The organism is Bacteroidia bacterium, from assembly GCA_041391665.1.
Lineage (GTDB): Bacteria > Bacteroidota > Bacteroidia > J057 > J057 > JAGQVA01.
Genome location: JAWKNO010000003.1, coordinates 603,743 through 628,716, shown reverse-complemented (window position 1 = coordinate 628,716; position 24,974 = coordinate 603,743). Strand labels below are relative to the sequence as shown.

The 24,974-nt window shown below is 47.1% G+C and carries 19 protein-coding genes; 17 read left to right on the top strand and 2 right to left on the bottom strand.

Annotated features, from left to right (window positions below):
• Positions 1-22: 22 nt before the first annotated feature.
• Positions 23-352, bottom strand: coding sequence for a hypothetical protein (locus R3D00_25360; protein MEZ4776529.1), 330 nt, complete (start codon positions 350-352; stop codon positions 23-25).
• A gap of 185 nt (positions 353-537) precedes the next feature.
• Here R3D00_25360 and R3D00_25355 point away from each other — a divergent pair, with 185 nt between their 5' ends.
• The 7 genes from R3D00_25355 (at position 538) to R3D00_25325 (ending at position 12,234) form a co-directional block, all read left to right on the top strand.
• Positions 538-1,194, top strand: a complete 657-nt coding sequence (locus R3D00_25355) for a DUF1080 domain-containing protein (GenBank protein MEZ4776528.1) — start codon at positions 538-540, stop codon at positions 1,192-1,194.
• A 94-nt stretch (positions 1,195-1,288) separates the two neighbouring features.
• Positions 1,289-2,380: a hypothetical protein gene (locus R3D00_25350; GenBank protein MEZ4776527.1), complete on the top strand. Its 1,092-nt coding sequence runs from the start codon at positions 1,289-1,291 to the stop codon at positions 2,378-2,380.
• 5 nt (positions 2,381-2,385) lie between these two features.
• A complete protein-coding gene (locus R3D00_25345) occupies positions 2,386-3,453 on the top strand; it encodes a hypothetical protein (protein MEZ4776526.1) in 1,068 nt (355 codons plus the stop codon).
• 8 nt (positions 3,454-3,461) lie between these two features.
• On the top strand, positions 3,462-4,190 hold the full coding sequence (locus tag R3D00_25340) for a hypothetical protein (GenBank protein MEZ4776525.1): 729 nt from the start codon (positions 3,462-3,464) through the stop codon (positions 4,188-4,190).
• A 13-nt stretch (positions 4,191-4,203) separates the two neighbouring features.
• On the top strand, positions 4,204-5,529 hold the full coding sequence (locus R3D00_25335) for a hypothetical protein (GenBank protein ID MEZ4776524.1): 1,326 nt from the start codon (positions 4,204-4,206) through the stop codon (positions 5,527-5,529).
• A gap of 35 nt (positions 5,530-5,564) precedes the next feature.
• Positions 5,565-7,613, top strand: a complete 2,049-nt coding sequence (locus R3D00_25330; protein MEZ4776523.1) for a gliding motility-associated C-terminal domain-containing protein — start codon at positions 5,565-5,567, stop codon at positions 7,611-7,613.
• Between the two features lie 100 nt (positions 7,614-7,713).
• Positions 7,714-12,234 (top strand): ATP-binding protein, encoded by a 4,521-nt coding sequence (locus R3D00_25325; GenBank protein ID MEZ4776522.1) that lies wholly within the window; start codon positions 7,714-7,716, stop codon positions 12,232-12,234.
• Between the two features lie 13 nt (positions 12,235-12,247).
• Here the strand turns inward: R3D00_25325 and R3D00_25320 are convergent, their stop codons facing one another.
• On the bottom strand, positions 12,248-12,655 hold the full coding sequence (locus tag R3D00_25320; protein MEZ4776521.1) for a hypothetical protein: 408 nt from the start codon (positions 12,653-12,655) through the stop codon (positions 12,248-12,250).
• A gap of 151 nt (positions 12,656-12,806) precedes the next feature.
• Here R3D00_25320 and R3D00_25315 point away from each other — a divergent pair, with 151 nt between their 5' ends.
• The 10 genes from R3D00_25315 (at position 12,807) to R3D00_25270 (ending at position 24,900) form a co-directional block, all read left to right on the top strand.
• The gene (locus R3D00_25315) at positions 12,807-13,691 is read left to right on the top strand and encodes a winged helix-turn-helix domain-containing protein (protein ID MEZ4776520.1); all 885 of its coding nucleotides are present in this window, start codon (positions 12,807-12,809) and stop codon (positions 13,689-13,691) included.
• 172 nt (positions 13,692-13,863) lie between these two features.
• A complete protein-coding gene (locus tag R3D00_25310) occupies positions 13,864-14,517 on the top strand; it encodes an RNA polymerase sigma factor (GenBank protein MEZ4776519.1) in 654 nt (217 codons plus the stop codon).
• Positions 14,504-15,424: a hypothetical protein gene (locus tag R3D00_25305; GenBank protein MEZ4776518.1), complete on the top strand. Its 921-nt coding sequence runs from the start codon at positions 14,504-14,506 to the stop codon at positions 15,422-15,424. The genes R3D00_25310 and R3D00_25305 overlap by 14 nt, the downstream gene beginning before the upstream one ends.
• Positions 15,425-15,466: 42 nt before the next feature.
• Positions 15,467-16,660, top strand: coding sequence for a caspase family protein (locus R3D00_25300; GenBank protein MEZ4776517.1), 1,194 nt, complete (start codon positions 15,467-15,469; stop codon positions 16,658-16,660).
• 6 nt (positions 16,661-16,666) lie between these two features.
• Positions 16,667-18,208, top strand: a complete 1,542-nt coding sequence (locus R3D00_25295) for a hypothetical protein (GenBank protein ID MEZ4776516.1) — start codon at positions 16,667-16,669, stop codon at positions 18,206-18,208.
• Positions 18,209-18,287: 79 nt separating this feature from the next.
• Positions 18,288-18,830 carry a M23 family metallopeptidase gene (locus R3D00_25290; protein MEZ4776515.1) on the top strand — a complete coding sequence of 181 codons (543 nt, stop codon included), beginning with the start codon at positions 18,288-18,290 and terminating at the stop codon, positions 18,828-18,830.
• Between the two features lie 14 nt (positions 18,831-18,844).
• Entirely contained in the window at positions 18,845-19,654 is an 810-nt protein-coding gene (locus R3D00_25285; protein ID MEZ4776514.1) for a LysM peptidoglycan-binding domain-containing protein, read from the top strand.
• A gap of 153 nt (positions 19,655-19,807) precedes the next feature.
• Positions 19,808-21,142, top strand: coding sequence for a hypothetical protein (locus tag R3D00_25280; protein MEZ4776513.1), 1,335 nt, complete (start codon positions 19,808-19,810; stop codon positions 21,140-21,142).
• Positions 21,139-21,990, top strand: coding sequence for an OmpA family protein (locus R3D00_25275; protein ID MEZ4776512.1), 852 nt, complete (start codon positions 21,139-21,141; stop codon positions 21,988-21,990). The genes R3D00_25280 and R3D00_25275 overlap by 4 nt, the downstream gene beginning before the upstream one ends.
• A 318-nt stretch (positions 21,991-22,308) precedes the next feature.
• Positions 22,309-24,900 (top strand): adenosylcobalamin-dependent ribonucleoside-diphosphate reductase, encoded by a 2,592-nt coding sequence (locus tag R3D00_25270; GenBank protein MEZ4776511.1) that lies wholly within the window; start codon positions 22,309-22,311, stop codon positions 24,898-24,900.
• Positions 24,901-24,974: the final 74 nt, after the last annotated feature.

Sequence of the window (24,974 nt, the reverse complement as noted above, 5' to 3'; positions counted from 1 at the left end):
CAATATACAAAAAAATAACCGCTCAATCATCCACCATCCCTACATCCAGCCTGGAAATTTTGCCGTTTCTGACTTCAAATTTCCAGAAGGTGGGAAAGGTGCCCCATTGCGCGGAGTGAAAGCGGCCATATATGGTCAATCCTTTATCTTCGACTCGTTCGATGGACTGAATAAACCCTCTTTCTTCGCTGAATAACTCGGTATTGCTCCATTCTACAAATTCCTGACTTGTGCCGTCATCGGTAAGCGAAACATCTTTAGAAAAAAGGGTAAACCACGCTTCACTATCGCTATGGTTCATCGCTTCAATGGCTGCTTTGACTACGGGATGCATAAGTTTGTCTGTTGCCATTGTTGTCGTATTAGTGTTTTACAATATGGTCAATTTCAGGGGGGGAAAAAAATTTCTGCCGATAATCTCCGGAAAACCGCTCCGGTACTGTAAATTGTTTGCATTAAACGGAAACTACTCACCCTATGAAACGATTAGCCACTATCTGTCTGCCCGTATTTATCCTCCTGTTTTCCTGTAATGTTATGGTCTATGCCCAGAAAAGTGAAACGCTGGTTTTCAGACCTTTGTTTAATGGAAAAAATCTGGACGGATGGGTAGATGTGAATACTTCCCCTGAAACCTGGAAAGTAAAAAAAGGCACGCTGATTTGCAGTGGATTGCCTATAGGGGTGATGCGCTCAGACCGGCAGTATGAAAATTTTATCCTCGAAGTCGAATGGCGGCATATGACTGCCGGGGGAAATTCGGGAATTTTTATCTGGAGTGAAGGCACGCAGTTTGAAGATGACCCGCTGACCAAAGCCATCGAGGTACAGATGCTGGATCTCGAATATGCGACCATCCACAATGTAACCGATGATTATGTACATGGAGAGTTGTTTCCCACCATGGGGATGACGGCCGTCCCTGACAATCCCAGAGGCATTCGCAGTAAATCCATCGAAAAAAGATGCAAGGGAAAAGGCGAATGGAATAAATATGTAGTAGTAGCCGTGGACGGAACGGTGAAATTGTCTGTGAATGGAAAGTTTGTCAATGGCCTTCGGGATTCCGAAAGAAAAAAAGGTTATATCTGCCTCGAAGCTGAAGGCGCTGAAATACAGTTTCGCAACATGCGTATTATGGAACTTCCGCCCGGGGTGACATCAGCCGCACAAACTGCACCGCTGGTAGATTGAGCATTTTTAATTTTTTTTAATTTTTTTTTCATTCCCACCATGCAACACTAAAAAAACTTTTGTCTTAGGGGTATATCACAAACTTCCAAAGGTTATGAAATACAATTTACCCCTGGTCTTCTCAATTCTGGTTACACTTCTGGCCGCCGGCTGTACGCCCGCAAGTCAGGTCGCGCAATCCTCCTCCCAGCGCCCCGCAACCCCTGTCGTAAAACCCCACAGCGCTGCTACTGTGGAAGAATCCCCCGCCGAGACAAAAGGCTTCATGGCTTTTGCCGGTGCACCTGAGATAAAAGTTAATGTTGATACTGCTATGCAAACGGAACCGTCTCCTTCCCAAAGCAAACTTCCCAAAAACCTGGATGATCTTTGGAGCCAATTCACCCAGCGGCAGTCTGCGGAAGGAGAGCGGTCCAAACCCAATTCAAACACCGACACCCTCACCACTTCATTTGCACAACCCACCCACCTTTCATCTACCCAAACCCAGGCAGTCTCTACGCCTGTTTTGCGCACAGCCAATACAACAACCAAAGCTGCGGCTTCTACTAGTGCTCAATCCGTCCCAATTTCTGCTGAGTCCACCTCACGCGGTGAAATGATCACCGTCGTCATCTCAGGCGACAAAGCGCTGATGTACGGCGAAGAAGGGAAAGCACGATTCGAAGAAGCCCTGGCCGCCATCAAACGCGGTGAACACGTGGCCGTAACGCTCGACGACCCGCTCGATCTTCCGGTCAGTGATTTTCCCGAAGAAAAAACTTCAGAAAAAGAAAAATTTGACAATCCCAACGACATGCTGCTTCATCTGATGGAACAACGTGTCGCGGACAAACCCACACCCAAACCTTCCTACGAAGTGACTGCACTTTCTATCCCCGGAAATCAGTCCGTAGTACTGGACGAAAATCTTCTCATCCAATGGGAAAATGCCATAGCCGCCCGCAAAAAGGGAGTGTATTCTCCTACTGCAGTACCCGCCTGGGTCATGCAGGGCCTCGAATGGCTGACCCATGCACCCAAGGAGGAACCTGCGCGCAGTCAGACAATTATGCCGCTGTACCGCCATATGGAAGCCTCCGGCCTGTTTGCCGACGTCAATGTCTCCAGCATGAAACCCGACCAGGTGGTCAGCAAACTGCGCCTCTTTGTGGATGAGATGAATCGTGAAAAAAAAAATTGGTAGATAGCATGGGGTTATTCGAACCAGAGGCAGGATCAATCCTGGTCCTGCCAATAGGTTCTCCTCAGGCAAACCCGCTCACCTACACAATCTCCGCTCCTGCTCCCGCTCCGGTCGCTATCGAAACCCCTGAAGTTTATCCTGACCCGATTACCCCCATTCTCTCAGAGGAAAGTACGGTCGCAGATCAACAAATATGGGGAAAGGCTTACCGCAAAAAATTACTCCGTGTTTCTCCCAGAGTTCATTATGGTACTGGTTTTTATAAGTCTGCAATGACCTATACCCTTCCCGATCTGAACGCAGGCCTGGATGTAGTCAAAGCAGAACTAAAACCCACCTTGCCCTGGGTACCCTGGGAAAAAATTGACCTGACGCCCTATAATACAACCAAAGAACGGGCACTGCGCAAACAAGGACAGTTTTTTGGCAGAGCAGGCATTAATCTTCCGCTCTTTTTCATAGACGTAGAAGGAGGCATTGGCATGTTTAGTGAGTCAATGGTTGAAGTGGGGGACGTGGTTCCTGTGAAACAGTTTTTCAACGAACAAAATCTGAAAGAGTTGATTCTGAAACAGGTAACTACCCCCCGGCCCAAAGGCGCACTTACAGCAAGAATGGGAATGGAACTCAGCCGCGTACTGCCTGATCCCTGGTTGCCAAGGGTGAGATTTGGACAGGTAGCGATGGGGGTGGATGCTTCAGGTTATTATATGTTTGGTACGGATATGAGTTATCAGGCTGGTCTTGAACTCATTGCTCCGGAAGCTGTTACAAACCTGGAATTGCTGTTTGACCCGATTCCACTGATTCCGGCCAAAGCCAAAACAGAAGCAGCCCAAACCATTATCGCCCGTGTTGAATCCAAACTTCCTGCTTACTTCTGGCCACCCGCCCTCACAGGTTATGGCCTCTCAGGAAAAGTGTATGTGGATGTAGGCAGATCGCTTCGCTTTTCGGCCTGCTACCACTACGAAAAAGCAAGGGGCATCAGCTTTGAGTCTTCAGAATGGCTCGGTCAGGGCCCCCGCGTCATCAGAACTTTTTATTCTTTCGGAATTGAATCCCAATTATAATCCTACTAATGAAAAATTTATCCTTGCTAATCGTTTTTGCGGCAATCGCTTTCCACGCGACCGCTCAGATCACCGACATTCAGGTTAGATTTGGTGCCGACATCTGGAAACTTGGCTACACAGCTTCGAGCCTCCAGATCAACTGCGGACTTTGTCCCCAGCTTATTGAACAGCAGCCCAATACGGTCTTTGCCATCAACAGCCTCAAAGATTCTTTGATTTCTGAAAATTATATCAACCGTGGGGCGGTCATCGCAGTAAGTGGCGCTATCTGGTCTCCTGCCATTCGCGCCGAGATTCAAATCAGTCCTTCGATGCGCAAGCTCGACGGCGAAAATGCACAGGGTCGATATGTCAACCGCAACTTCAGCACAATGATCGGTATCAACCCCCTTCAGTTCTCAAAGTTTGCCGGCCGATTTTACCTCGGTGAAACACAGAAGTTGTTTCTCGACTTTAGCGACGGGGGAGTGTATGCTCAGTTTAGCTACGACGGAGGGTTTGAGGAATATGTCCGCAGCACCAACAATATCGCGCTGATGGCTCGCTGGCAGCCTACACTTTGGACCAGCGACCAGAAGCGTTTTGGTATCGCCCTTCGCGGAGGAGCCAAAGTATGGATGCTTGGAAATGAAAACCCCGAAGGTCCATTTCTTACCCCTACCGGATTACCCAAGAAAGTACGCCCCGATACAGACTGGTTTATGGGTGCGGCGATCCGGATGACTATTTTCTAAAAGCTTCTGTATTATGAAAAGAACTATATCCCTGGCCTTTATCTCTTGTAGTTTTCTTGCACTGTTTGTTTTTTTCTCTTGTAAAGAGAATTTTCCCGACAATTTTGGTAATGCCGTGGTGGTGGGAGAGATCGTCAGTCAAATCGACGGTAACCCCATCCCCGGTGCCAGAATTGAGCTCTGCTTCCAGGAAGTCATGATGCTGAAAGAGGGGCTGTTTATCGGGGGAATTAATTGCGACTCTGCGGATCGCGTCGTTCAGACCGATGAAGAGGGGGTCTTTGAAATCATGCTGAATGCAGATACGACCGGACTTCCCACGTATGTATGGTTGCGTGTTTCTCATCCGGGTTATGAGGTGATGCACGAAATGTATGTACATGTGGGCAAAGGGGGAAATTCTCTGGGAATGATGCCCCTTCGCCCTTCCGGAAAACCCTCCGATATCGCGGGCAGCCCCAAAGCTCCCCGAATGATTGTGCCGCGCGACCCTTATATTTTTACACATAGCGTGAAGAGTTTGCGAAAAGTTTTTCCTGTAAATAGTCTGGATCTGCTTCCCTCCGTTACCGAAGTTTTTCCCGAAGGAAATTATGCGCGGTTTTACCAACCCATTCGCGGCTACAATACCATTCCGGAAAATTTTAGCCTGAAAAAATGGGACACCTGGGAAACCATCATTATTCCCATGGATGCAGCTATGGCAGGGGTAACGGAAGGAGAGGTCGGAGAATTTACCGATCACCCTGAAGCGCTCAAAACGCAAGCCATCTGGGCCAGAACGTATGCGCTTTACAAGGGCCTCATGTTTCGTATGCCGCAGAACCTTCAGATGGCTTTTCGCACCTGGGTCAGCGATCGTACCCTGACCGCAAGTCGGGAAACAAGTGGTATGATCCTGACTCACCCTGACGCCCCGGGAGGAGAAGGGTATCCACTCATGGCTGTGTACAGTGCCCAATGTAATGGCGACTTCACCCAATCTGGCCGGCTGGCCAAGTGGAGTGGCTGCAAAGTAGGCGGTACATGGGTTCCCTATCTGATCGCGGTTGAGTGTAGCAAACACCCCAATTGTTTTCAGACAGGCAGCAACTCCCAGTCCTGCTGTAATGTCGATCCCGAGTGGCAGCGATATGTCTATGGCCATGGTGCCGGCGGCTGTCAGCATGGGATGCGGGACTTCGCAGAGGGAAACTTTCCCAAAGGGAAACAAGGTCTGCCGCATACCGTCATTGCTCCGTACTATTTCTATGGTTCCAGCCTGATTCAGTTTAAGGAAGATGTCTGGCTGATGAAAAAACCTTCTGCCCGCCCGAAACTCGCCCTCAACGAAGAGTAATTTCCTTTTTCTCTCACTCCCATACCCCTGAAAAAATGAAACCCCTACTTCTGTTGCTGCTTGCAGCGGGGCTGAATATGCCCCTTTTTTCCCTGGCCTTTGCTCCTGATACCCTTTTTTGCGGCGATACGCTCTTCGCTGTTTACAACCCAGCCCTGGGTGGTTCTACCACCGATTCTCTATTTATCTGGACAGGAAACTGCGCTTCTTCCCTTCGGTTTGACTTTACTACTGCCAGCGTCCCCGATGGTGCCACCATGTTTTATGTGGACATATTCGGGAATCTCACCCCGGCAGGAAGTATGCCCTGGTTTGGCGGTAACTGTTTCAGTACGGGTAACTATTTCAACGATTCAGCCAGTTATCCCCTTTCGACGATGCTCGACCCCGGGCACTGTGTGCCCGGCTTTCTTGAAGTATATGGCCGCGGGCTTCCCCTTCAGGATTCTATTGTCCGGCGAAATGTCCTGCCGGCAGATTTCAAACTTCCGGGTTCTGTCGCAGAAAGTGCCAGGCTTCATCTGACCATTCCGCCGGGCTCTGTCGGGGTACTGTTTGTGATCGAGTTTCAGCCTGGCATCTACTCCACGCTCAATGCTTTGTGGGACTGTTCTCCCACCTGCTGTATTACTGCTTTGAGTCAGAATATCTGCGCAGGAGACAGCCTCCGGCTGACTACAGAATTACCCGCGCTCGGGTATCAGTGGACAGGGCCCAACGGCTTTACCTCTACACAGCGGTCGCCGGTCATCGCCGGCGCTACCCATGCAGCCGAAGGCTGGTATGTAGTCAACGGTTTTTACCGCCCGGGGTGTGTGGCAACCGATTCGGTTTTCGTCTCCGTCAACGGCCCTGTCGTTACGTTAAACCCTGCCAAAGCCTACGTTTGCAAAGGCAATTCGATCCAGCTCAAAGCCAGCGGCGCAACTTTTTACGCATGGGACATGAGCGCACAAGGGCTTTTGTCTGCCTCCGGCCCCAATGCTACCGTCGCTCCCGGCGACTCCGTAGCCTATACCGTTACCGGTGTGGATGTCAATGGTTGTGCAGATACCGCAAGGGCCGTGGTTGTGGCAACCCAAATCCGCGCTGACCTCTCAGGTTTGGACCCTACCTGTACCGGCAAAAATGACGGCAAAATCGTCGCCACAGTACAGGAAGGCCGGTTTCCCTTCGAAATCAGGCCTGCTGGCGCCACCTGGATTTCCGGCCTTAACCTGACAGGTCTGGGGGCGGGTTCCCACACGGTGGAAGTCCGCGATGCGGGAGGCTGTACCACACAGGAAACAGTCGTACTCGAAGAACCGGAGCCTGTATCTGCGTTTCTCGCTACAGGCGACGCCCACTGTGCCGGCGACTGCAACGGCGAACTGATGATTTTGGCCGATGGGGGCCATTCGCCTTATACCTTTCAGATCAACGGACAGCCAGCCGCACAGGAAAACGGCGGGCTTTGTCCGGGAGAACATGAAGCCCTTGTCACTGACACTCACGGCTGTGAGTGGAGAGAAATATTTACGATCGATGATGCAGAGCCCTTTGAAATAGACCTCGGCAAAGACCGCAAGGTATATAAAGGCGAAAGGCTGGAAGTCGCTGTTATGGCCAACGAACCGCTCGAATCCGTTGTCTGGCACGGGTTGTGCAATTCTGGTTGCGAGTATTATTACCATCTCGAGCCTGACACTTCCCTGACTGTTTATGCGACTGCTTATTCCCCGCACGGCTGTGCGGCTACAGACAGTGTGCAGATCACGGTCAAAGTCCAGGCATTGTGCAATCAGGATATTTACGTACCCACTGCATTTTCCCCCAACGGCGACGGGATCAACGACCAGTTTACCTTTTACGCCGACAGAGAAACCGCCGACGTCAAGATTGTGGAGCGACTGATGATCTATAACCGGTGGGGAAATAAAATCTTTGACCGGGGCAATATATTGCTCAACAACCCTGATGAAGGCTGGGACGGCATGATCCAGGGCAGCCCTGCCGATGTGGGCGTGTACACCTGGGCCGCCTCATTTTTGCGGGAAGACAATCACAGCTTCGAATGTGGAGGCACAATTACGGTGGTGCGGTAAGAAAATTTTTCCACCTCTGGCTTGATTCACTGTATTTAGCCTATATTGGATAATCGAAGTTTGCCATGTCGCAAAATCCCTTTATCTCCTATTGCTGAATATGAAATCAACGCTGGTTTGCCTTTTGCAACTTTTTTGGATTTTTGAAGTGTTTTCTCAAAATCCCGCTGTTGAGAAGAGCCCTTTGTGGAAGAATACCGGAACTCACCTGATGCAATTCTGGGCAACGACTGAATATCGCGGTGATGCGCAGTGTTTTTCGATTGTTCAGGATCCAAGCGGTATTATCTATGCGGGTACGCCTCCCGGAATTGTTGAGTATGACGGAAGCACATGGAAGACGATCAGCATGCCTAATCTTGTCGCTTTTTCGATGGATGTGTCTGATGCGGGTGTTGTGTATGCCGGCGGGCCGTCTGACTTTGGTTTTTTATGGCCTGATTCGGTCGGTAACAACCAATACCACTCGCTCCTCAACCAGCTTCCTAAAGAAAAACAAGATATTGCCCAGGTTTGGGGAACTTTTGCCATTGGGGAAGATGTGTTTTTCCAATCCTTTACCCGCCTGATTCGCTGGCGACCAGAACCCAACGTAAAACCTGATAAAGGCAAAATTACGGTTTGGGAATTTCCGTTTGCTTTTTCCTTTGCTGCCAGTGTCAGGGATGAACTGTACTTTTTTACCAGAGAGCGCGGGGTCACAAAATTAGTCGGAGATAGCCTGAAGACGATTCCCGGTGGCAGTGTGGAAGCCATTTCCGATAAACTGGAGACGATATGGTCGATGCTTCCCTATCCCGATCCTGAAGGTAAAAAAATACTGGTTGCGACTCAGGAAAATGGGCTTTTTCTCTACGATGGAAATTCCTTTACCCCTTTTGAAAGCCCGGCAAATCGTTTTATTGTCGAAAGTCAGGTCTACCTGAGAGGTGTTTTGCTGGAAGAAGGCGTTTTTGCTTATAATTCACTGGGGGGCGGGATTATGATTATTGACTCACACGGAAATATACTCGAAAAGGTAGATGATCAGTCAGGACTTATTTCTAATAGTGTTTTGAGCCTGTATGTGGATAAAGAAAAAAATCTATGGGCCTCTCCGCTCGGGCAAATCATCCGAATGGAGATCCCCGGGCAAATGACGGTCTTTGCTGATAATATGGCTGATGCAGAGATGATTTACCACCAGGGCAGTATGTATTTTGGAAACCTTACCGGCATTCGGTATAAAACGCTCTCCGATACTCAAAATTCCAGCCTGATAAATATTTCCGGCCCCATTACACAGATTTCGAGATTCCATGAAATAGATGAAAAGCTGTTTGTCTCTACCCGTGACGGGATTTTTGAAATCAGGAATAAGACCTGGATTCCGCTTTTTCCGCCAGAGTTACAATCTGTAATGGTATTAAACTCTGATATTGTTGTGTCCCGGTTTGTACCCAACCAATGGTATATAAACATCCGCTTCAATATAGGTATCTACAATCCACAGACAGGTAAACCCCCATTGAAGATAACTCAGATTGATGAAATCGTTGAAAATATTGAGGAGGAAGGGCTTGGGTTGCTTTGGGTAAAGACGCAGTCGGGGAATGTATTCAGGGTAGAATTTGATCCTTACGCAAAGGCAGCCGCATTGGCAAAAACAACCCCTTATGGCGAAAGTGAAGGTTTGAAAACCATGAATACCTACATGCTTTCTTTACATGATAAGATGCTGTTCTCAACAGAAAAGGGACTGCGTGAATTTGATGCAAACACCAAACGGTTTGTTCCTTCATTTGCCCTCGGTAAAAAATTTGCTGATACAACCCTAAATATTGACCTTCTTCAAAAATTGCCAGGAGAGAAACTGGCGATTGGCTATTCGTCCGCAGAAGGGGAAAATATGTTGGAAATTCTCCAGCCCAAAACGGAAGGTGGCTATTCATCAATTTTTCTGCCAACCCATAAGATATCGGGGGGGGAAACGATAAAAGAAATTATTGAAGAATCACCCGGTGTATTCTGGATTCTGACCATTACCAAAACTGTGCGATATGTTTATCCCGTGAATGAAACAAAAACAGCTGTTCCGCCCTTCAAGGCATTGGTTCGAAAAGTAACCTTCAACCAGGACTCTCTGATTTTTGCAGGCAACATTGTGCCCGGTTTTGATAGCTACCCCGCTCTTCATCTGCCCTATTCAAAAAACAATATCCGGTTTGAATATAGCGCGACCACCTATCAGACACCAGAGAATGTCTGGTTTCAGTACCGACTGATAGGAAATAACGAAACATGGTCTTCATGGACAGAAGAAAAAGTAAAAGAATATACCAACTTATGGGAAGGTGCATATCAGTTTGAAGTCCGTGCAAAAAATATTTATGACCAGATCAGCGAGCCTGTAATATACAGTTTTTCGGTTTTTCCTCCCTGGTACAGAACCTTATGGGCATATCTGGGCTATTTTATTTTGGCTGGAGGAATGGTTTTTCTCCTGCTTCGCTTTCAGAAAAAGAGACAGCAAAAATTGCACGAGAAAGAGCTGAACAGGGAAAGGGCCATCAACGAACGCCTCATACAGATTGACCACATGAAGGACCAGTTTCTGGCCAACACCTCCCACGAACTTCGCACTCCGCTCAATGGGATTATCGGTATAACAGAGTCGCTGTTTGATGCATCTGACGATCCGCACGTCCGTAAAAATCTGGGCATGGTGGTATCTTCCGGCAAACGACTGGCCTCCCTGGTTGATGATTTGCTGGATTTTTCCCGGATTCGCAATGCCGATTTGGAACTGAGACAACGACCCACAGACCTGCATACCCTCGTGGAAGTTGTGCTTCAGGTTTCCCAGCCCATGACACAGGGGAAAAAGATCACTTTGTATAATGAAATCCCCGCTGACCTTCCGGCAGTCTATGCCGACGAGGACCGGATCACCCAGGTGCTTTACAACCTGGTGGGTAATGCAATCAAATTTACCGAACAGGGATTTGTAAAGGTTGGAGCCAAATTGGAAAACGAGCAGATGGAAATATCGGTAACGGACTCAGGGATCGGTATTCCTGAAGATAAAAGAGAAGCGATCTTTGAGGCTTTTGTGCAGGCCGATGGCTCCATCAGCCGGACATATGCCGGGACAGGTCTCGGGCTGAGTATATCCAGAAACCTCATTGAGCGACACAATGGACGGATTTGGGTGGAGTCAACAATAGGTGAGGGGTCAACCTTTTTCTTTACCTTGCCCGTTTCAAAAGAAATACCCGAAACATTTGCCGTTACCCGGTCTCTGACTCCCCTTGTGGATTCCAGCTTGTCTATTCCCAGACATCCTGCGGCAGAATTAATACCCGCAAAAACTTCGGAAATTGTGGCAACAAATGGGTTAATCCGAATTCTCATCGTAGATGATGAACCTATTAACCATCAGGTACTCAAAAACCATTTGCCGGAAAATTTATATCAGGTTTTTTCTGCGATGAATGGAAATGAGACCATGAGTATTCTGGAAAATGAAAAGAAACCCTTTGACCTGGTACTTCTCGATGTGATGATGCCTCGAATGTCAGGCTATGAAGTCTGCCAGCGAATCAGAGAAAAATATCTGCCCAGTCAATTGCCGGTTATCATGGTTACAGCAAAAAATCAAATCAACGATTTGGTTCAGGGGCTTAACACTGGCGCCAATGATTATCTTGCCAAACCCTTCAGCAAAGATGAATTTCTTGCGAGGCTGGGTACTCACCTTAATCTGCATCGCATCAACCTGGCTACCAATCGCTTTGTACCTTCCGAATTTATCCAGACCCTGGGGCGCAAAGCAATCACAGATGTTCAGCTTGGAGATAATATTTACCGGGAAGTGACCGTCTTTTTTTCCGATATCAGAGGTTATACCACCATCGCAGAACAAATGACCCCTGTCGAAAACTTCCAGTTTGTGCAGGCGTATGCGCAGCGAATGGGGCCTGTCATCCAGCGAAACAACGGATTCGTAAACCAGTATCTTGGCGATGGAATTATGGCGCTGTTTCAGGGCAGTTCAAAAGACGCACTAAACGCTTCCATAGAAATGCAGGCGGAAATTGACCGTTTTAATCAGGAACTTAAGAAAAACGGATCTCTGATTTTGCAGGTCGGAATGGGCTTTCACACCGGCCCACTTGTCATGGGGATTATTGGCGACATGGATCGATCTAATCCTGCCATTATATCTGACACGGTCAACACTGCAGCCCGTCTGGAAGGACTGACGAAATACTACCACGCGAAAATTATTTTTAGTGAAATCAGCTACCAAAGTTTAAGCCCGGAACAAAAAGAATTGTGCAGACATCTGGGATTGGTTCAGGTAAAAGGCAAAAAAGAGCCTATGGGAATTTATGAATGCCTGAGTGGTGAGTTACCTGATATCAGGGACCAAAAACTGGCTACCCGCAATGATTTTCATCAGGGCATTCAGGCTTATATTAAAGGCGATTTTATGCACGCCGTGGAGGCCTTTAAGTCTGTACTTACCCGACATCCGGAAGACGAGACCGCCATTCATTTTTTGCGCAGGTGTGAAGAGCTAAACACAAAAGGAGTCCGGAAAAACTGGGCAGGAGTGGAAGAAATGAGCGAAAAATAAAGAAGTCAATCCACTATTTTACCGCAATCTCTGCGTGGGGTAAGGCCCATTCCCGGTCTTGGGTCATCAGGACAATTTTATCGCCTGATTTGCAGCGAGAGAGGATTTTGCTGATCTCGATTTCTTTATAAGATTCTCCGGAATACATCCAGTAAGTCTGTGTCACTCCGTCGCGAATGGCTACCATAAAGGCTATTTCTTCACCTTTAATATCGCCATCCTCGTTCAGACTGATCTGCGATACCGAAAGTAACCCTTTTGCCGACTGTGTTACTTCGCAAAATCCCTTTGTCGTATATTCGTTGACTAGCCGGGTTTGCCCCAAATAAGCTGCTGCACAACTGGTGAAGTCAGACTGGGCCCGGGCGGATAAAACACAGCTAAACATCAAAGCCAGAAGAAAAAAATAATTTGATTTCATTTTATGTGTATTATGGATTAGAATGTATTTCAAACCTACGACCCTTCTGATAACCTTGCCGTAAAGCCTGGGTAAAACAGTGTAAAAGAAGTGTAAAAGCTATGACTGCCGTCATGTTTTTCCGTAAATTGAGCCTCAGAAGGTTATGAATATGGCCAAAACTCACCTTTTATTTTTTTTTCTTCTCATTTTGCTCCAGACATCTTTGGAGGGAGAGACACTATGGGGAGAAACAGATTCCCGGGCAGAATCCCTCAATGCAGAAAGTGTAAATCTCGCTTTACGCCGTACAGGACACTTGCTGTTGCTGGCAGAGGAAGATTCTACGACGACCATTCCGCCAGTAAAACAGTTGGACGTGCAAACATTTATGCTTACGCTCCATGAAGGATTTGACTATGATCAGCTGCCAGGTATCCTGAGGGAATCCTTGTACCTGCGAAATATTACGGCAGATTACGAGGTACAGGTTTTTGACTGTGTGACCGATACCTTGATTTTGGGGTATTTTTATATGTCCCAAATCCCTGATGCCCCGGTCCCCTGTGTAGGCAGAAACCTGATACGGGGCTGTAGCCATATAAAAGTGGTTTTTCAGCCTGGCCCAAAAGCCGAGAATGGGAAAGGACTGCTGATGACATTGATCATTGTTATATTTGTGCTCGCTGGCCTGATTTTTTTCAGAAATTACAAACAGCCACCACCCATTTCAAAAGATGAACCCGCCACAGCATCGGGTATTCATCTATCCGCCACTGTGTTTGATCTGAGCAAACTTAAAGTCGTTGTAGCGGAAACGGAGCGCGATCTTACCTTTCGCGAGGCAAAACTCCTTCACTATTTTTTTCAGCACCCCAATGAATTGCTGGAGCGTGACCGCATTCAAAAAAATGTATGGGAAGACGAGGGCATCATCGTTGACCGAAGCCTGGATGTATTTGTATCGCGCCTTCGGAAAATCCTGGCAGAAGACCGGGGACTGAGAATCGTCAATGTACGTGGCGTGGGGTATCGGTTGGAGGTAAATGAGCAATAATTGACCTTTTATTTAATTTTTTTTCACCCCCACCGTGCAACTTCCCTAAATCTTTTGTCTTAAGGGTATAATAAAGATTTTTACAGACCCAAATGAAAAAAATGACGGCGTAATACAGTTTTTGTAAATTTACCGTTAATAGACTATCTCGAATTATACAAACTGCCTTGCTGTGAATGTAACAGTATTTATCTTGCTTCTGTGCGCTTTAGCGCTTATGGCTGAGAAAGGTCTCAAGGGATTTTCTATTGGCGAACTGATTAAACAATACTTTAGTAGTAAAGAAAATCAGGTTGCGCTCGAACTGTTGTTGCGATATAAGGAAGCTTCGGAAAAAGAACGCGGGGAAATCATCTGGTCTCTCCTCGCTCCTCACCGGAAAGACCTGTCGAAAATTATAGCAGCGATGAATGAAAATCCGCAGGATGAAATTCAGCGACTCTATGTCAGGCTTCACCACTTGTTTTTGCAGGGAAAAATCCCCGATAAAAACTGGAAATCCTGGCTGGCTCGTATCCTTCGCAATGATCTCATCAACCAGAAAAAGCGAAAATCGCCTGTAATCTCCCTGTCATTCGAACATTTGCCTGAACCCGAAAATCCGCAACCGGATGAGAACATGAACACAAACAAACTTCACGAGGCACTCAAAAAATTGCCAGACGCACAACGTCAGGTGATCGAACTGAGATACATGCAGAGTGAGGATAAAATCATGACCTACAAGGAAATCGCAGTTCTGATGAACTGTTCCGTAGGTCAGGTACATGGATATCTTGACAGAGCTAAGGAGAACCTAAGAATGAATCTCAATGAATACGTTTGAACCGATAGACAAAGACCGACTACGCCATGTTGACCTGATGATTGCTTATCTGACCGATACCGCCAGCCTGGATGATGTCGAGCAGATCGAAGCCCTGATGGAAGAGGATGACCTCTACCGTCTTTCAATGGAAGAACTTTCTGCTGAGGTTGTCAAAAATCCCGGGGCTGCCAGAGAAAAAGTCCTTTACGCTGAAAAAAATATTGATGCCCTCCTTTTGGCTGGTAAAAATGCGTTCCTTGAAAAAAATGCCGGTACGACAGATGCAAATGACCTGATCGCCCGATTCCGGAAAACACCTTTTATCTATCGGTTTTTTGGCGTCCTTGCAGGCCTTCTGGTGGCAGCTTTACTTATCTGGCTGCCGCTGCGAAAATCCAATCTGCCTTTTGACCCGACTGCAAATCTTATCGTTGGCGAAGACCTTCAACTGGCGACAGTCTTTGTGGGTAGTTGTGATGATAAAGGATTCGGTCGCCCGAAAAATGAAGTTCATGAAGGGGTTTCAATTTCCTCTGCCCTCGTTGATAATTATGCAGAAGGCAATTTCGAAGTTGCTGCATCGCAGTTTACCGAATTGCTTGCCAACCCCGCTTTTTCTGACTCATGTGTTGCATTGATCAACTTCTATCAGGCCAAAAGTCTGATGGCTGTCGGAAATAATCAACCCGCTATCGCCGCTTTTTCACAAACTATCAACCAAATTGCCGCAAAACCTTCGGTAATTAATGCCAGTCATTGGTATATTGCTAATCTGCTTCTTGTCACCGGAGACTATGCTGCCGCCCGTCAACATTTTGAAAAACTGGCGTCTTTAGAGAAAACGGATAAACAAAACCATTTGCCTTCACTCTTGTCGAAAAATTATTTATCCGAAGCCAGGCAATTTTTGGAATATTTGAAATAGAAATTTTAAATTACTTGGTGCATTTAATTCCCCAAAAAAGTTATGTATCAAAAAATGTTCTTTACGGCCTTCCTTACGCTCTTGTACCTGACATTCTGCCCCTCTATTACCCTCGCTACCCCTTCCGGTGATGATGATTGCGAAATCCAGCTTTCCGGCAGTTATAATATTACTCCGGAAAAAGGCTCCGATGCTATTGTAATTACCACCGACAACAAAAAAAGCCTCAACATCCGGTTTATGCTCAGTTGCTGTGAAGCAAAAAACCTGGATATTACCGTTGAAGATCCGATGAGTCAGTCCCTGAAGGCTGAGTTGGTCGAAGGTAATATCTTCGGCTTTACAGCTAAATTATCAGGCCCTGAAAATGCATTTATCATTTCGGCCAAGTGTAAAAAAAATAAGGTAGCTGAGCAGAAAATCATTATCCGCGTACAGGAAATCCCTATCGACCGGGAAGATTATGCCGTGATTTTTGCCGTGAGCAAACACTACAAAAAAGCCGCTAAACAAGGCTGGGTAGATCTTAAATATTCTCTCGAAGATGCACTCGCCCTTCAGTATGTGCTGGAAAAAAGATATGGATTTAAAGTCCGGCTGTATGCTGACCCCACATGGGAAGAAATGAACACGGCCATGCAGGATCTGATCGAACGCGATTGGGGTATCCATGATCAATTGATGATCTTCTATACCGGTCACGGCCACAAAGGCCCCGACGGAGGAGGGTATCTTGTGCCCAGCAATGTAGACGAAAGCATCAAAACCTACTATAAAATGGAAGACCTGAGAGATCAGGTTGATCAGATTACCTGTAATAATATTGTGGTGGGAATCGATGCCTGTTTTGCCTCCTCCTACCTCGAAAGAGGAGGAAAAGATCTTGTCGTGAGGGGGGAAGGTGTTCCCTTCAAATATTTTATCGGTTCCTCTCCCTCCAACCGGGAAATACCCGAAAAAGGTATCGTCATCAAAGATCCCAAAGCGCATACCGACAACTATAAGTTTGGCGGCAAAAAGTTTCAGGTCTCCGATTTTATGATGGTATTGCTCGAATCAATGGAAATGGGTGAGAAGGAATACCGGGGTAGCTCTGTACCAGTATGGTATGTCGGCAGAAAAGTAGAAGAACTCTATCGCCCCAAAAATCCGGGTAAAGGAGAAAATATCTATGCACGAGCTACCCGATACGGTTCTCAAAACGATCAGGGATTCCATTTTTCAGCTAAAAAATAGGGGAGAATGAGGCATCTCCCAAGGCGAATTTTCTTGCTGACAGGTATCTTATGGGTGTTCTTTTCGCCGGCAAATATATTTGCTCAAAATCCCGTCCCCAGAGATAGATGTATAGCGATCCTTCAGAAACTCTGGGATAAGCAGGGGGGCGAACAACCTCCCTCGATCTCTATTCGCCCGATCAACCAGTTTGGCAAACCGGCGGAGTATGACTTTGCGACGCGTACGATTGTCATTGACCCCAAAGCCTACGACCTCTGCATGACTTTTTCGGGAAATAAAGACGATGCCCTCGCCTTTCTTATCGCCCACGAGTTGGTTCACTCCTTTCAAAAAAATTTGTTTGACTACGAGTCTCCGGGTTTCTATACCCCTTCCGAAACGCTGAAAAACTGGGCAAAGTCTGAACGGGAAAAACGCAAGCGGATGGAAACCAAAGCAGACATATGGGGCGCAATCCTTTGTTATATGTCGGGCTATAAAGTCGATGATATTCTGCCCCAATTTATCGAATCCATTTACGATTCTTTTAATCTCAAAGAAGAAGATCCGCAATACGACTCCAAAAAAGAGCGGCTGGCCATCGCCCAAAGGTCGCAGGAAGAGCTGATGAAAACGGTTCATATTTTTGAGTTGGCCAGCTACCTCACGGTTCTTCAGCAATTCGAAAAAGATACCATCCTGTATCAGTATCTGATCGACGATTTTAAGAGCGCAGAGTTTTACAACAACCTGGGATTAAGCTATATTATGATGGCCTTGCCCAAGGTGCCTGAACCTTATCGCCATTGCCCGTACCCGTTTGCGCTGGACACGGATACGCGGCTGGAGCAGGCACTTAAAGGCCGAAATAATACCCCGCTTTTTTTCCTTCAAAAAAGTCTGGGAACGCTCAATGAGGTCGTAAAACTCAATCCGGGATACCTGCCGGCACATATCAACCGGGCCGCAGCTTTCCATCTGATCAGTGCCGTGGATCAGGCTTCGAAAAAAGACGAATATATTGCCAAAGCAAAAGAGGATATCAGTTTTGTGAAACGTGCAAATACCGGCACAGGCACTGATGTAGAAAAAAAGGAAACAAAAAATATGGTGAACGCCGCGAATCTCCTTGCGACGATTATCAACTCCCCTCAAAACTGCCCTTCCCGTTCGATAGAAATGCCACCGGTTGCGCCAGCTTCGGCATTTGAGCAGATCGAGAAAATTAAATATACCTGGTACGAAAAAGTATCCTTTGCACAAGATATTACGGTAGCCGGAAAACAGTTTGGCGGGACTACTATGCTTCTGTACAACGATAAACTCAACGGGCATAAGTTTTATCTCCAGCGCGTAACCAAAGATATTGCCTCACTTTCTGCTAAGTATGAGGCGTTTATATACCCCATCGGGAGCACCATACCCGACGCAGACCGCGCACAATTGCGAAAATCCCTGCCTACAGTCGAAGGAGATTATTTCCTGATTCACGACAAACTGGGCATGATCTACAAAATGGGTCAGGATCACAGGATCAAAGAATGGGCACTTTTTCGCGGGGTATAAAAAATTTACATTTCCACCATGCAATTTTAAAACCGGGGTTGTCTTAAGGGTATAACCTATTAACCCAAACCCTGGCTCCATGAAGAACCGCTACTTTCGTATTCTGGTGATCATCATTGGAACTTACGTACTTCGAGTGGTTGTCGATTCCTACTGGAACACCTCAAACCTGGTCGCTTCATCGCACCAGGGAAAATACGAGGACCAGATGCGACTCCCAACCCTAAAACCCGTAGCCATAGAAGCACCCGTAAGTAGTGCTTTTGGTATGCGGATTCACCCCATTATCAAAAAATGGCGAATGCATACAGGCGTCGATTTCCCCGTCCCTGTAGGTACTCCAGTCAGAGCTGCCGGCTCTGGTATTGTAACCAAAACGGTAGATCGCACAGGACTCAGTTCGTATGGCAAGCACCTGATTATTTCACATGATCAGGTTCACAGCACCATGTATGCACATTTGTCAAAAGTTTTGGTAGAACCCGGCCAATCAGTACAGCAGGGTGAAACCATCGCACTTTCCGGCAATACCGGTCTGAGTACCAGTCCACACCTGCACTTTGAGATTTTCAAAAATGGCAAACGAGTGGATCCTGAATCTTATTTAAACTTCAGTCCTTAGTAATCATCACTTTTATGGCCTTCATTTACCTTATTCTTATGCTCAGTTTTCCCGGAATGAATCCTTCCGTATCTGTTGAAACAGAGGCTGGAAAAATTCTCCGGTCGATGCATCAGCAGATTGAAGCAATCAGCTTCCACAGTTATCGGTTGAAGGTGGAAGAACGACGTACCGACAACACGATCCATGAGGCGGAAATGTTTATCTCCGTGCAGACTCGCCCGTTGAAGGTTCAGCTGGAAGCCATTAAACCCAATAAAGGCACACTTGTCGAATATGATGAGGCTACGAATACCCGTGAAGCAATCGTAACGCCGAGCAAATGGGTACCAGCGATAAAGTTTAGTGAAGATATCCACGGCAATATGTTGCGCAGAGGCCATTATGCAGTAAATGAAACCTCGCTGGGATATTTTGATCAGGTAATCCAAAAACTTGAAGAGACATTTGAGCACAATGAGGTGTACCCCGCCAATGTACAGTACCTCGGCGACGAAATGGTAGAAGGCCTGCCATGTTACCGGATCGAACTCACAGACCCCGCTTACCGGATCGCCAATTATACCGTGAAAGAAGGTGAAAACCTGATCACTATTGCCCGAAAAAAACTCATTAACCCCTACAAAATCAGAGAGTTAAATCCTGATATAGAAGATTATTACAATATATATCCGGGGCAGATTATCCGAATCCCCACCTCTTATTGCCGGCGGTGCGTGGTCATGCTGGATAAAAACCAGTTTCTTCCCCGCCGTATGGAAATTTACGACGAGAAAGGCTGTTTCGAACGGTTTGTTTTCAGCGAACTGGTTGTGAGCAGGTAATGACCGTGGCTTCATATCCGGTGACTTCGAGAGCCTCAGCCACCGGATATGAAGCCAAACAATCGGTGGCTTCGAGAGCCTCAGCCACCGGATATGAAGCCCCGATAGCACTTAATAAAATTTCATTTTACACCTAAATACCCCTTCTAACCTATGGATTCTGTATTTATTCTCGAACTTGCTATTGTAGCAATTATCATTGTAGCGCAGTTCCGTGTGTTCAGCCGCAATGGCGTTTCCATCCGCACCTTAGCGGAAATATTTCCCAAAACTGAAAACCTGAATGTATTTTCTCAGGTAGTAACCGATCCGCGCGAGCCTGCGGGAACAGAAAGCCAGAGCTTTTATCTGATCGAAGATCAGGAAAGTTATCAACCCGAATTCCGCGAAATCCTTCACAGCACCAATGCATGGCTTATTAAGACCCAGGGTGCAGCAGAAACCGAGACCCTGGAGCAAATTGCCGAGCGTAAGGTTGATTCTGTAGAGCAATCTATTGAGTCGAATATTTCTCTTCCGCTGTATATCGGGTTGTTGTGTACATTTTCAGGTGTGATCATCGGTCTGGTGAAAATTGCCACGACGGGCGTGAGCGACCTTGCGATACAGACTTTTATCGGAGGTGTGCTCATCGGAATGATTGGCAGCGCAACCGGTATGGCTCTTACCGTCAGAAGCAATTATCTGTTTCGCGAGAGCAAAAAACTTCGCGATAAAGGCTTGTATGAATATTTTCACTTCCTTCGCGCCAATATGCTTCCGGTGGTCCATCGCGAAGGGTGGGAATCTGTTCAGGATTTTCGCGAAAACCTGGTAGCGTTTAATGATGGATTTGCCAAATACCAGCACCATACCAATGAATCTCTTTCTGAAACGCTGCGCCTGTTTAATGAAATGCGAAACGTATTTGAGCAGATTCGGGTAATCAAAAAAGGCATGAGCAGTATAGGCGAATACCTCAACGCCAATGACGGACTACTTGACAAGCAATTTGCCTGCATGGATGCCTATGCGCGGAAAGCCGAAGCCCTGACAGAAAAACTGCAACGCCATCATGCGTATGTCGATAAAGAGCTGGCCGGAATCGTTTCTGAGAAAATGGCGGTGCTCGAATACCAGACACAATCCGCTTATCAGGATGTAGATTATTATCTCAATGGCGGCTACAACGGCAATGGAATGAGTTATGCAGAAGCCATTGATCGCGACATTTCGCGCCTGCGCGGAGATTTACAACAAATACACAACAATGGCTACCAGACCAACGGGAAACTGATCGAAAGTCTGGTGCAGGAGAAAAAATCCCTCGAGGAAATGACCGATCAGGTCAGGGAAATGAACACACGCATGGCGATGATGCTCGCCGGGCAAAGTTCCCAGTTTATGAATACCAGCACTTTTCGGGCATTTATTTTCACCGGAATCGCTGCATTCTCTGTGGGTATTGTGGGCGGATTTATTTACCTGATAAACACCCTGATAGCATGAGATCGGAAAGTGGAAAACTGTTCTGGGTGAGTTACGCCGACCTGATGACCTCCCTGTTTATCATCGTGCTGGTGTTATTTATTCTGAGCTATCAACTGTTTAAAGTCAGGGAAAATGATTTCCTGATGACAGAAGAACAACTTCGCCTGCGAAGTGTGGAACTTGAAGAACAAAACCTGACGCTGGATAAACTCAGGGTGCGCAGTCTCGAACTGGATAAACAGACCGTTGCGTTCAACGAACTGAAACGGAAGCTGACAAATGAGGAAATCCATGCGGGAACGCTTATTCAGCAACTCAACGACGAAAGAAACCGCCTGGCGGTGATGGAGATCGAATACAAAAAACTCCGGGAAATACAGCGGGCGATAGAAAACCTGGATTCGCGCTATTTTGCCTACCAACCCGAGTACAAACGCCATGTACTTCGCGGACAGGTGCAGTTTGCCAAAGGAGAAAGCAAGATTGATCCCCAATACAAATCCATGCTGGTAGAATCAGGCAGAGCCTTAAAGAGGTTGATGGACAGGCTCGATCCTGACGACAATATCAACTATATGCTGGTGATCGAAGGAATGTCTTCCCGCGATGCTTATAGCCGCAACTACGAACTCAGCTATGAACGCGCACTTTCCCTTTTCCGGTTGTGGGAAAATGAAGGACTACACTTTGACCCGGGAAAAGTGGAAGTGATGATCTCCGGAAGCGGCGAAGGCGGTATGGGAAGAGACCGCTACAATGAACAGAAGAACCAACGGTTTCTTATCCAGATTATCCCCAAAATCGGCGAATTGAAAGCAATAGCGCAGGGAAACGACGACGCCCGTGCCATTGTCTCCAATTGGTAAAAAAAGTAATCAACAGAAACTGTTGAAATGTGGATAACTCGATACAATCGGAGCGGGGTAAATTCAGTTACTTAGTAGGAACGCTTTTGATAACGCCGGTTACCAGCCTTCCGAACTCAATTAACACCACTAAAAATCATTAGTATGAAAGGACTATTACCCCCGGTTTATCCCCTGTATCTGGCTGGATGCTAAAGCTTTTTCTCGCAAAAACCTGTTAAAAACCAAGCAGCTGAACCCCAACGGTTAGTTTTCCCATAGTCGGGAGGCAGACCAATGCGTAAAAACTATCTATCAACAAAACAAATACCCGTCGTCATGATCTCACCATCCATCAAGTCAAAAAAATCTTCCAACGGAAAACATCACGCAACCTACACCTACCCTGAAGTACTGCCGCAAGCAGTGAAATATTTCAACGGAGACGAGCTGGCCGCCAATGTGTGGATAAACAAGTACGCCATGAAAGATTCTTACGGCAATATTTATGACCGGACGCCCGATGATATGCATCGCCGGATTGCCAAAGAAATCTTTCGCATAGAAAGTAATTATCCCAACGGATATACAGAAGAAGAGATTTATGAATCCCTAAAAGACTTTACTTATATCGTTCCGCAGGGAGGTCCTATGACCGGTATTGGTAATGACTATCAGATTATCTCTCTTTCCAACTGCTTTGTCATCGGTCATGACAACCTCGCCGACTCTTATGGTGGTGTGATGAAACTCGACGAAGAGCAGGTGCAACTCATGAAACGCCGTGGCGGTGTAGGACATGATCTTTCCCATATTCGCCCCAAAGGCAGCCCCGTGATGAACAGTGCCCTAACGTCCACAGGGGTTGTCCCTTTTATGGAGCGGTACTCCAACTCTACCCGTGAAGTTGCTCAGGACGGAAGAAGAGGTGCTTTGATGCTCAGTATTTCGATCAAACACCCCGACGCAGAGCGTTTTATCGATGCCAAACTCGATGGTACCAAAGTGACAGGTGCCAATGTCTCGGTGAAAATCGACGATGAGTTTATGCAGGCGGTGAAAGACGGCAAACCCTATGTTCAGCGTTATCCGCTCGATGGGCCAAGTCCTGTTGTGGAAAATGAAATTGATGCCCGTAACCTTTGGAAAAAAATCATTCACAATGCCTGGGCATCTGCCGAACCGGGTATTCTTTTCTGGGATACCGTGCGCAAAGAGTCTATTCCGGATTGTTATCAGGACCTTGGATTCCGCACCGTTTCTACGAATCCGTGCGGTGAAATCCCCTTGTGCCCCTATGACAGCTGCCGCCTCTTGGCAGTGAATCTCTATAGTTTTGTGGATCACCCGTTTACGGCAAAGGCGAGCTTCAATTTCGACCGCTTCCGCAAATATGTCACAATGGCACAGCGGATCATGGACGATATCGTAGATCTTGAGCTTGAAAAAATTGACGCGATCGTCACCAAAATTGAAGCTGATCCCGAAGACGAAGAAGTAAAACGCACAGAAAGGCTGCTTTGGGAAAAAATCAAAGAAAAATGTATCAAGGGTCGCCGCACGGGTGTGGGTATTACTGCCGAGGGAGATATGCTTGCCGCTTTAGGCCTTCGCTATGGAAGTGAGGAAGCGCTTGCTTTTTCGGTGGAAGTGCACAAACAACTGGCGCTGACCGCCTACCGCTCTTCGGTGGACATGGCCCGCGACAGAGGCGCGTTCCCGATTTACAACGCGGAGCGTGAAGCCAATAATCCGTTTATCCAACGCATCAAAGAAGCAGATCCTGCGCTTTATGCAGATATGGTTAAATATGGCCGCCGCAATATTGCCCTGCTCACGATTGCTCCTACCGGTACGACTTCTCTGATGACACAGACAACCTCAGGTATTGAACCGGTATTTATGGTGTCGTACAAACGCCGCCGTAAAGTCAATCCCAATGACCAGAATATCGTCGTGGATTTTGTAGATAGCGTAGGCGATGCGTGGGAAGAATTTCACGTTTTCCACCACAAATTTGTCCTCTGGCTGCGTGAACAAGGGTACAATACCCAGACGGTTTCCCGCATGAGTGAAGCGGAGCTTCAGCAACTGATCGACCGCTCGCCGTATGCCGGCGCCACAGCCAACGATGTGGACTGGGTGATGAAAGTCAAAATGCAGGGCGCCATTCAGCAGTGGGTGGATCACTCCATTTCCGTGACCGTCAACGTCCCCAATGACACCACGGAAGAGATGGTGCAGAAAATTTACATGACGGGTTGGGAAAGCGGTTGTAAAGGAATTACCGTTTACCGCGACGGCAGCCGCTCCGGGGTACTGGTTTCCAATGATGATACGGGCAAAGGCAAGAAGGCCAAGAAAAAAGCCAATGAATTTACCGATACGCTGGCGCCCCGTCGCCCTGATAAACTGGAAGCCAGAGTAATCCGCTTCTACAACAAGGACGATGCATGGGTCGCAATTGTCGGTTTGTTCGCTGACCGTCCGTATGAGATTTTCACCGGACTGGCCAAAGATTCTTTCTCCGTATTGTCTCAGGTGGACAAAGGCTGGGTCATCAAAACAAAAGATGACAATGGCCGTGGACGTTATGACTTCCAGTATGTGGATAAAGAAGGGTACAAAGTCACGATTGAAGGCCTTTCCCGTACTTTCAACAAAGAGTACTGGAACTATGCCAAACTGATCTCCGGTGTGCTCCGCCACGGGATGCCATTGCCCTATGTGGTCAATATGGTCTCCAAGCTGCACCTCGACGCCGAATCTCTCAACACCTGGAAAAATGGCCTGGTTCGCGCCCTGAAGCAGTTTATTCCCGATGGAACCGAAGCCGTAGAAAATACCTGTAACGAATGCGGCGCTCCCGCGTTAGTATATCAGGAAGGATGCCTCACCTGCAAAGAGTGTGGCTACAGTAAATGCGAATAAGTTTACGTTTACAGTTTGATACTCAAAAGGCTGCCTTCGGGCAGCCTTTTTTTATTGATTTCTCACACCTTCAC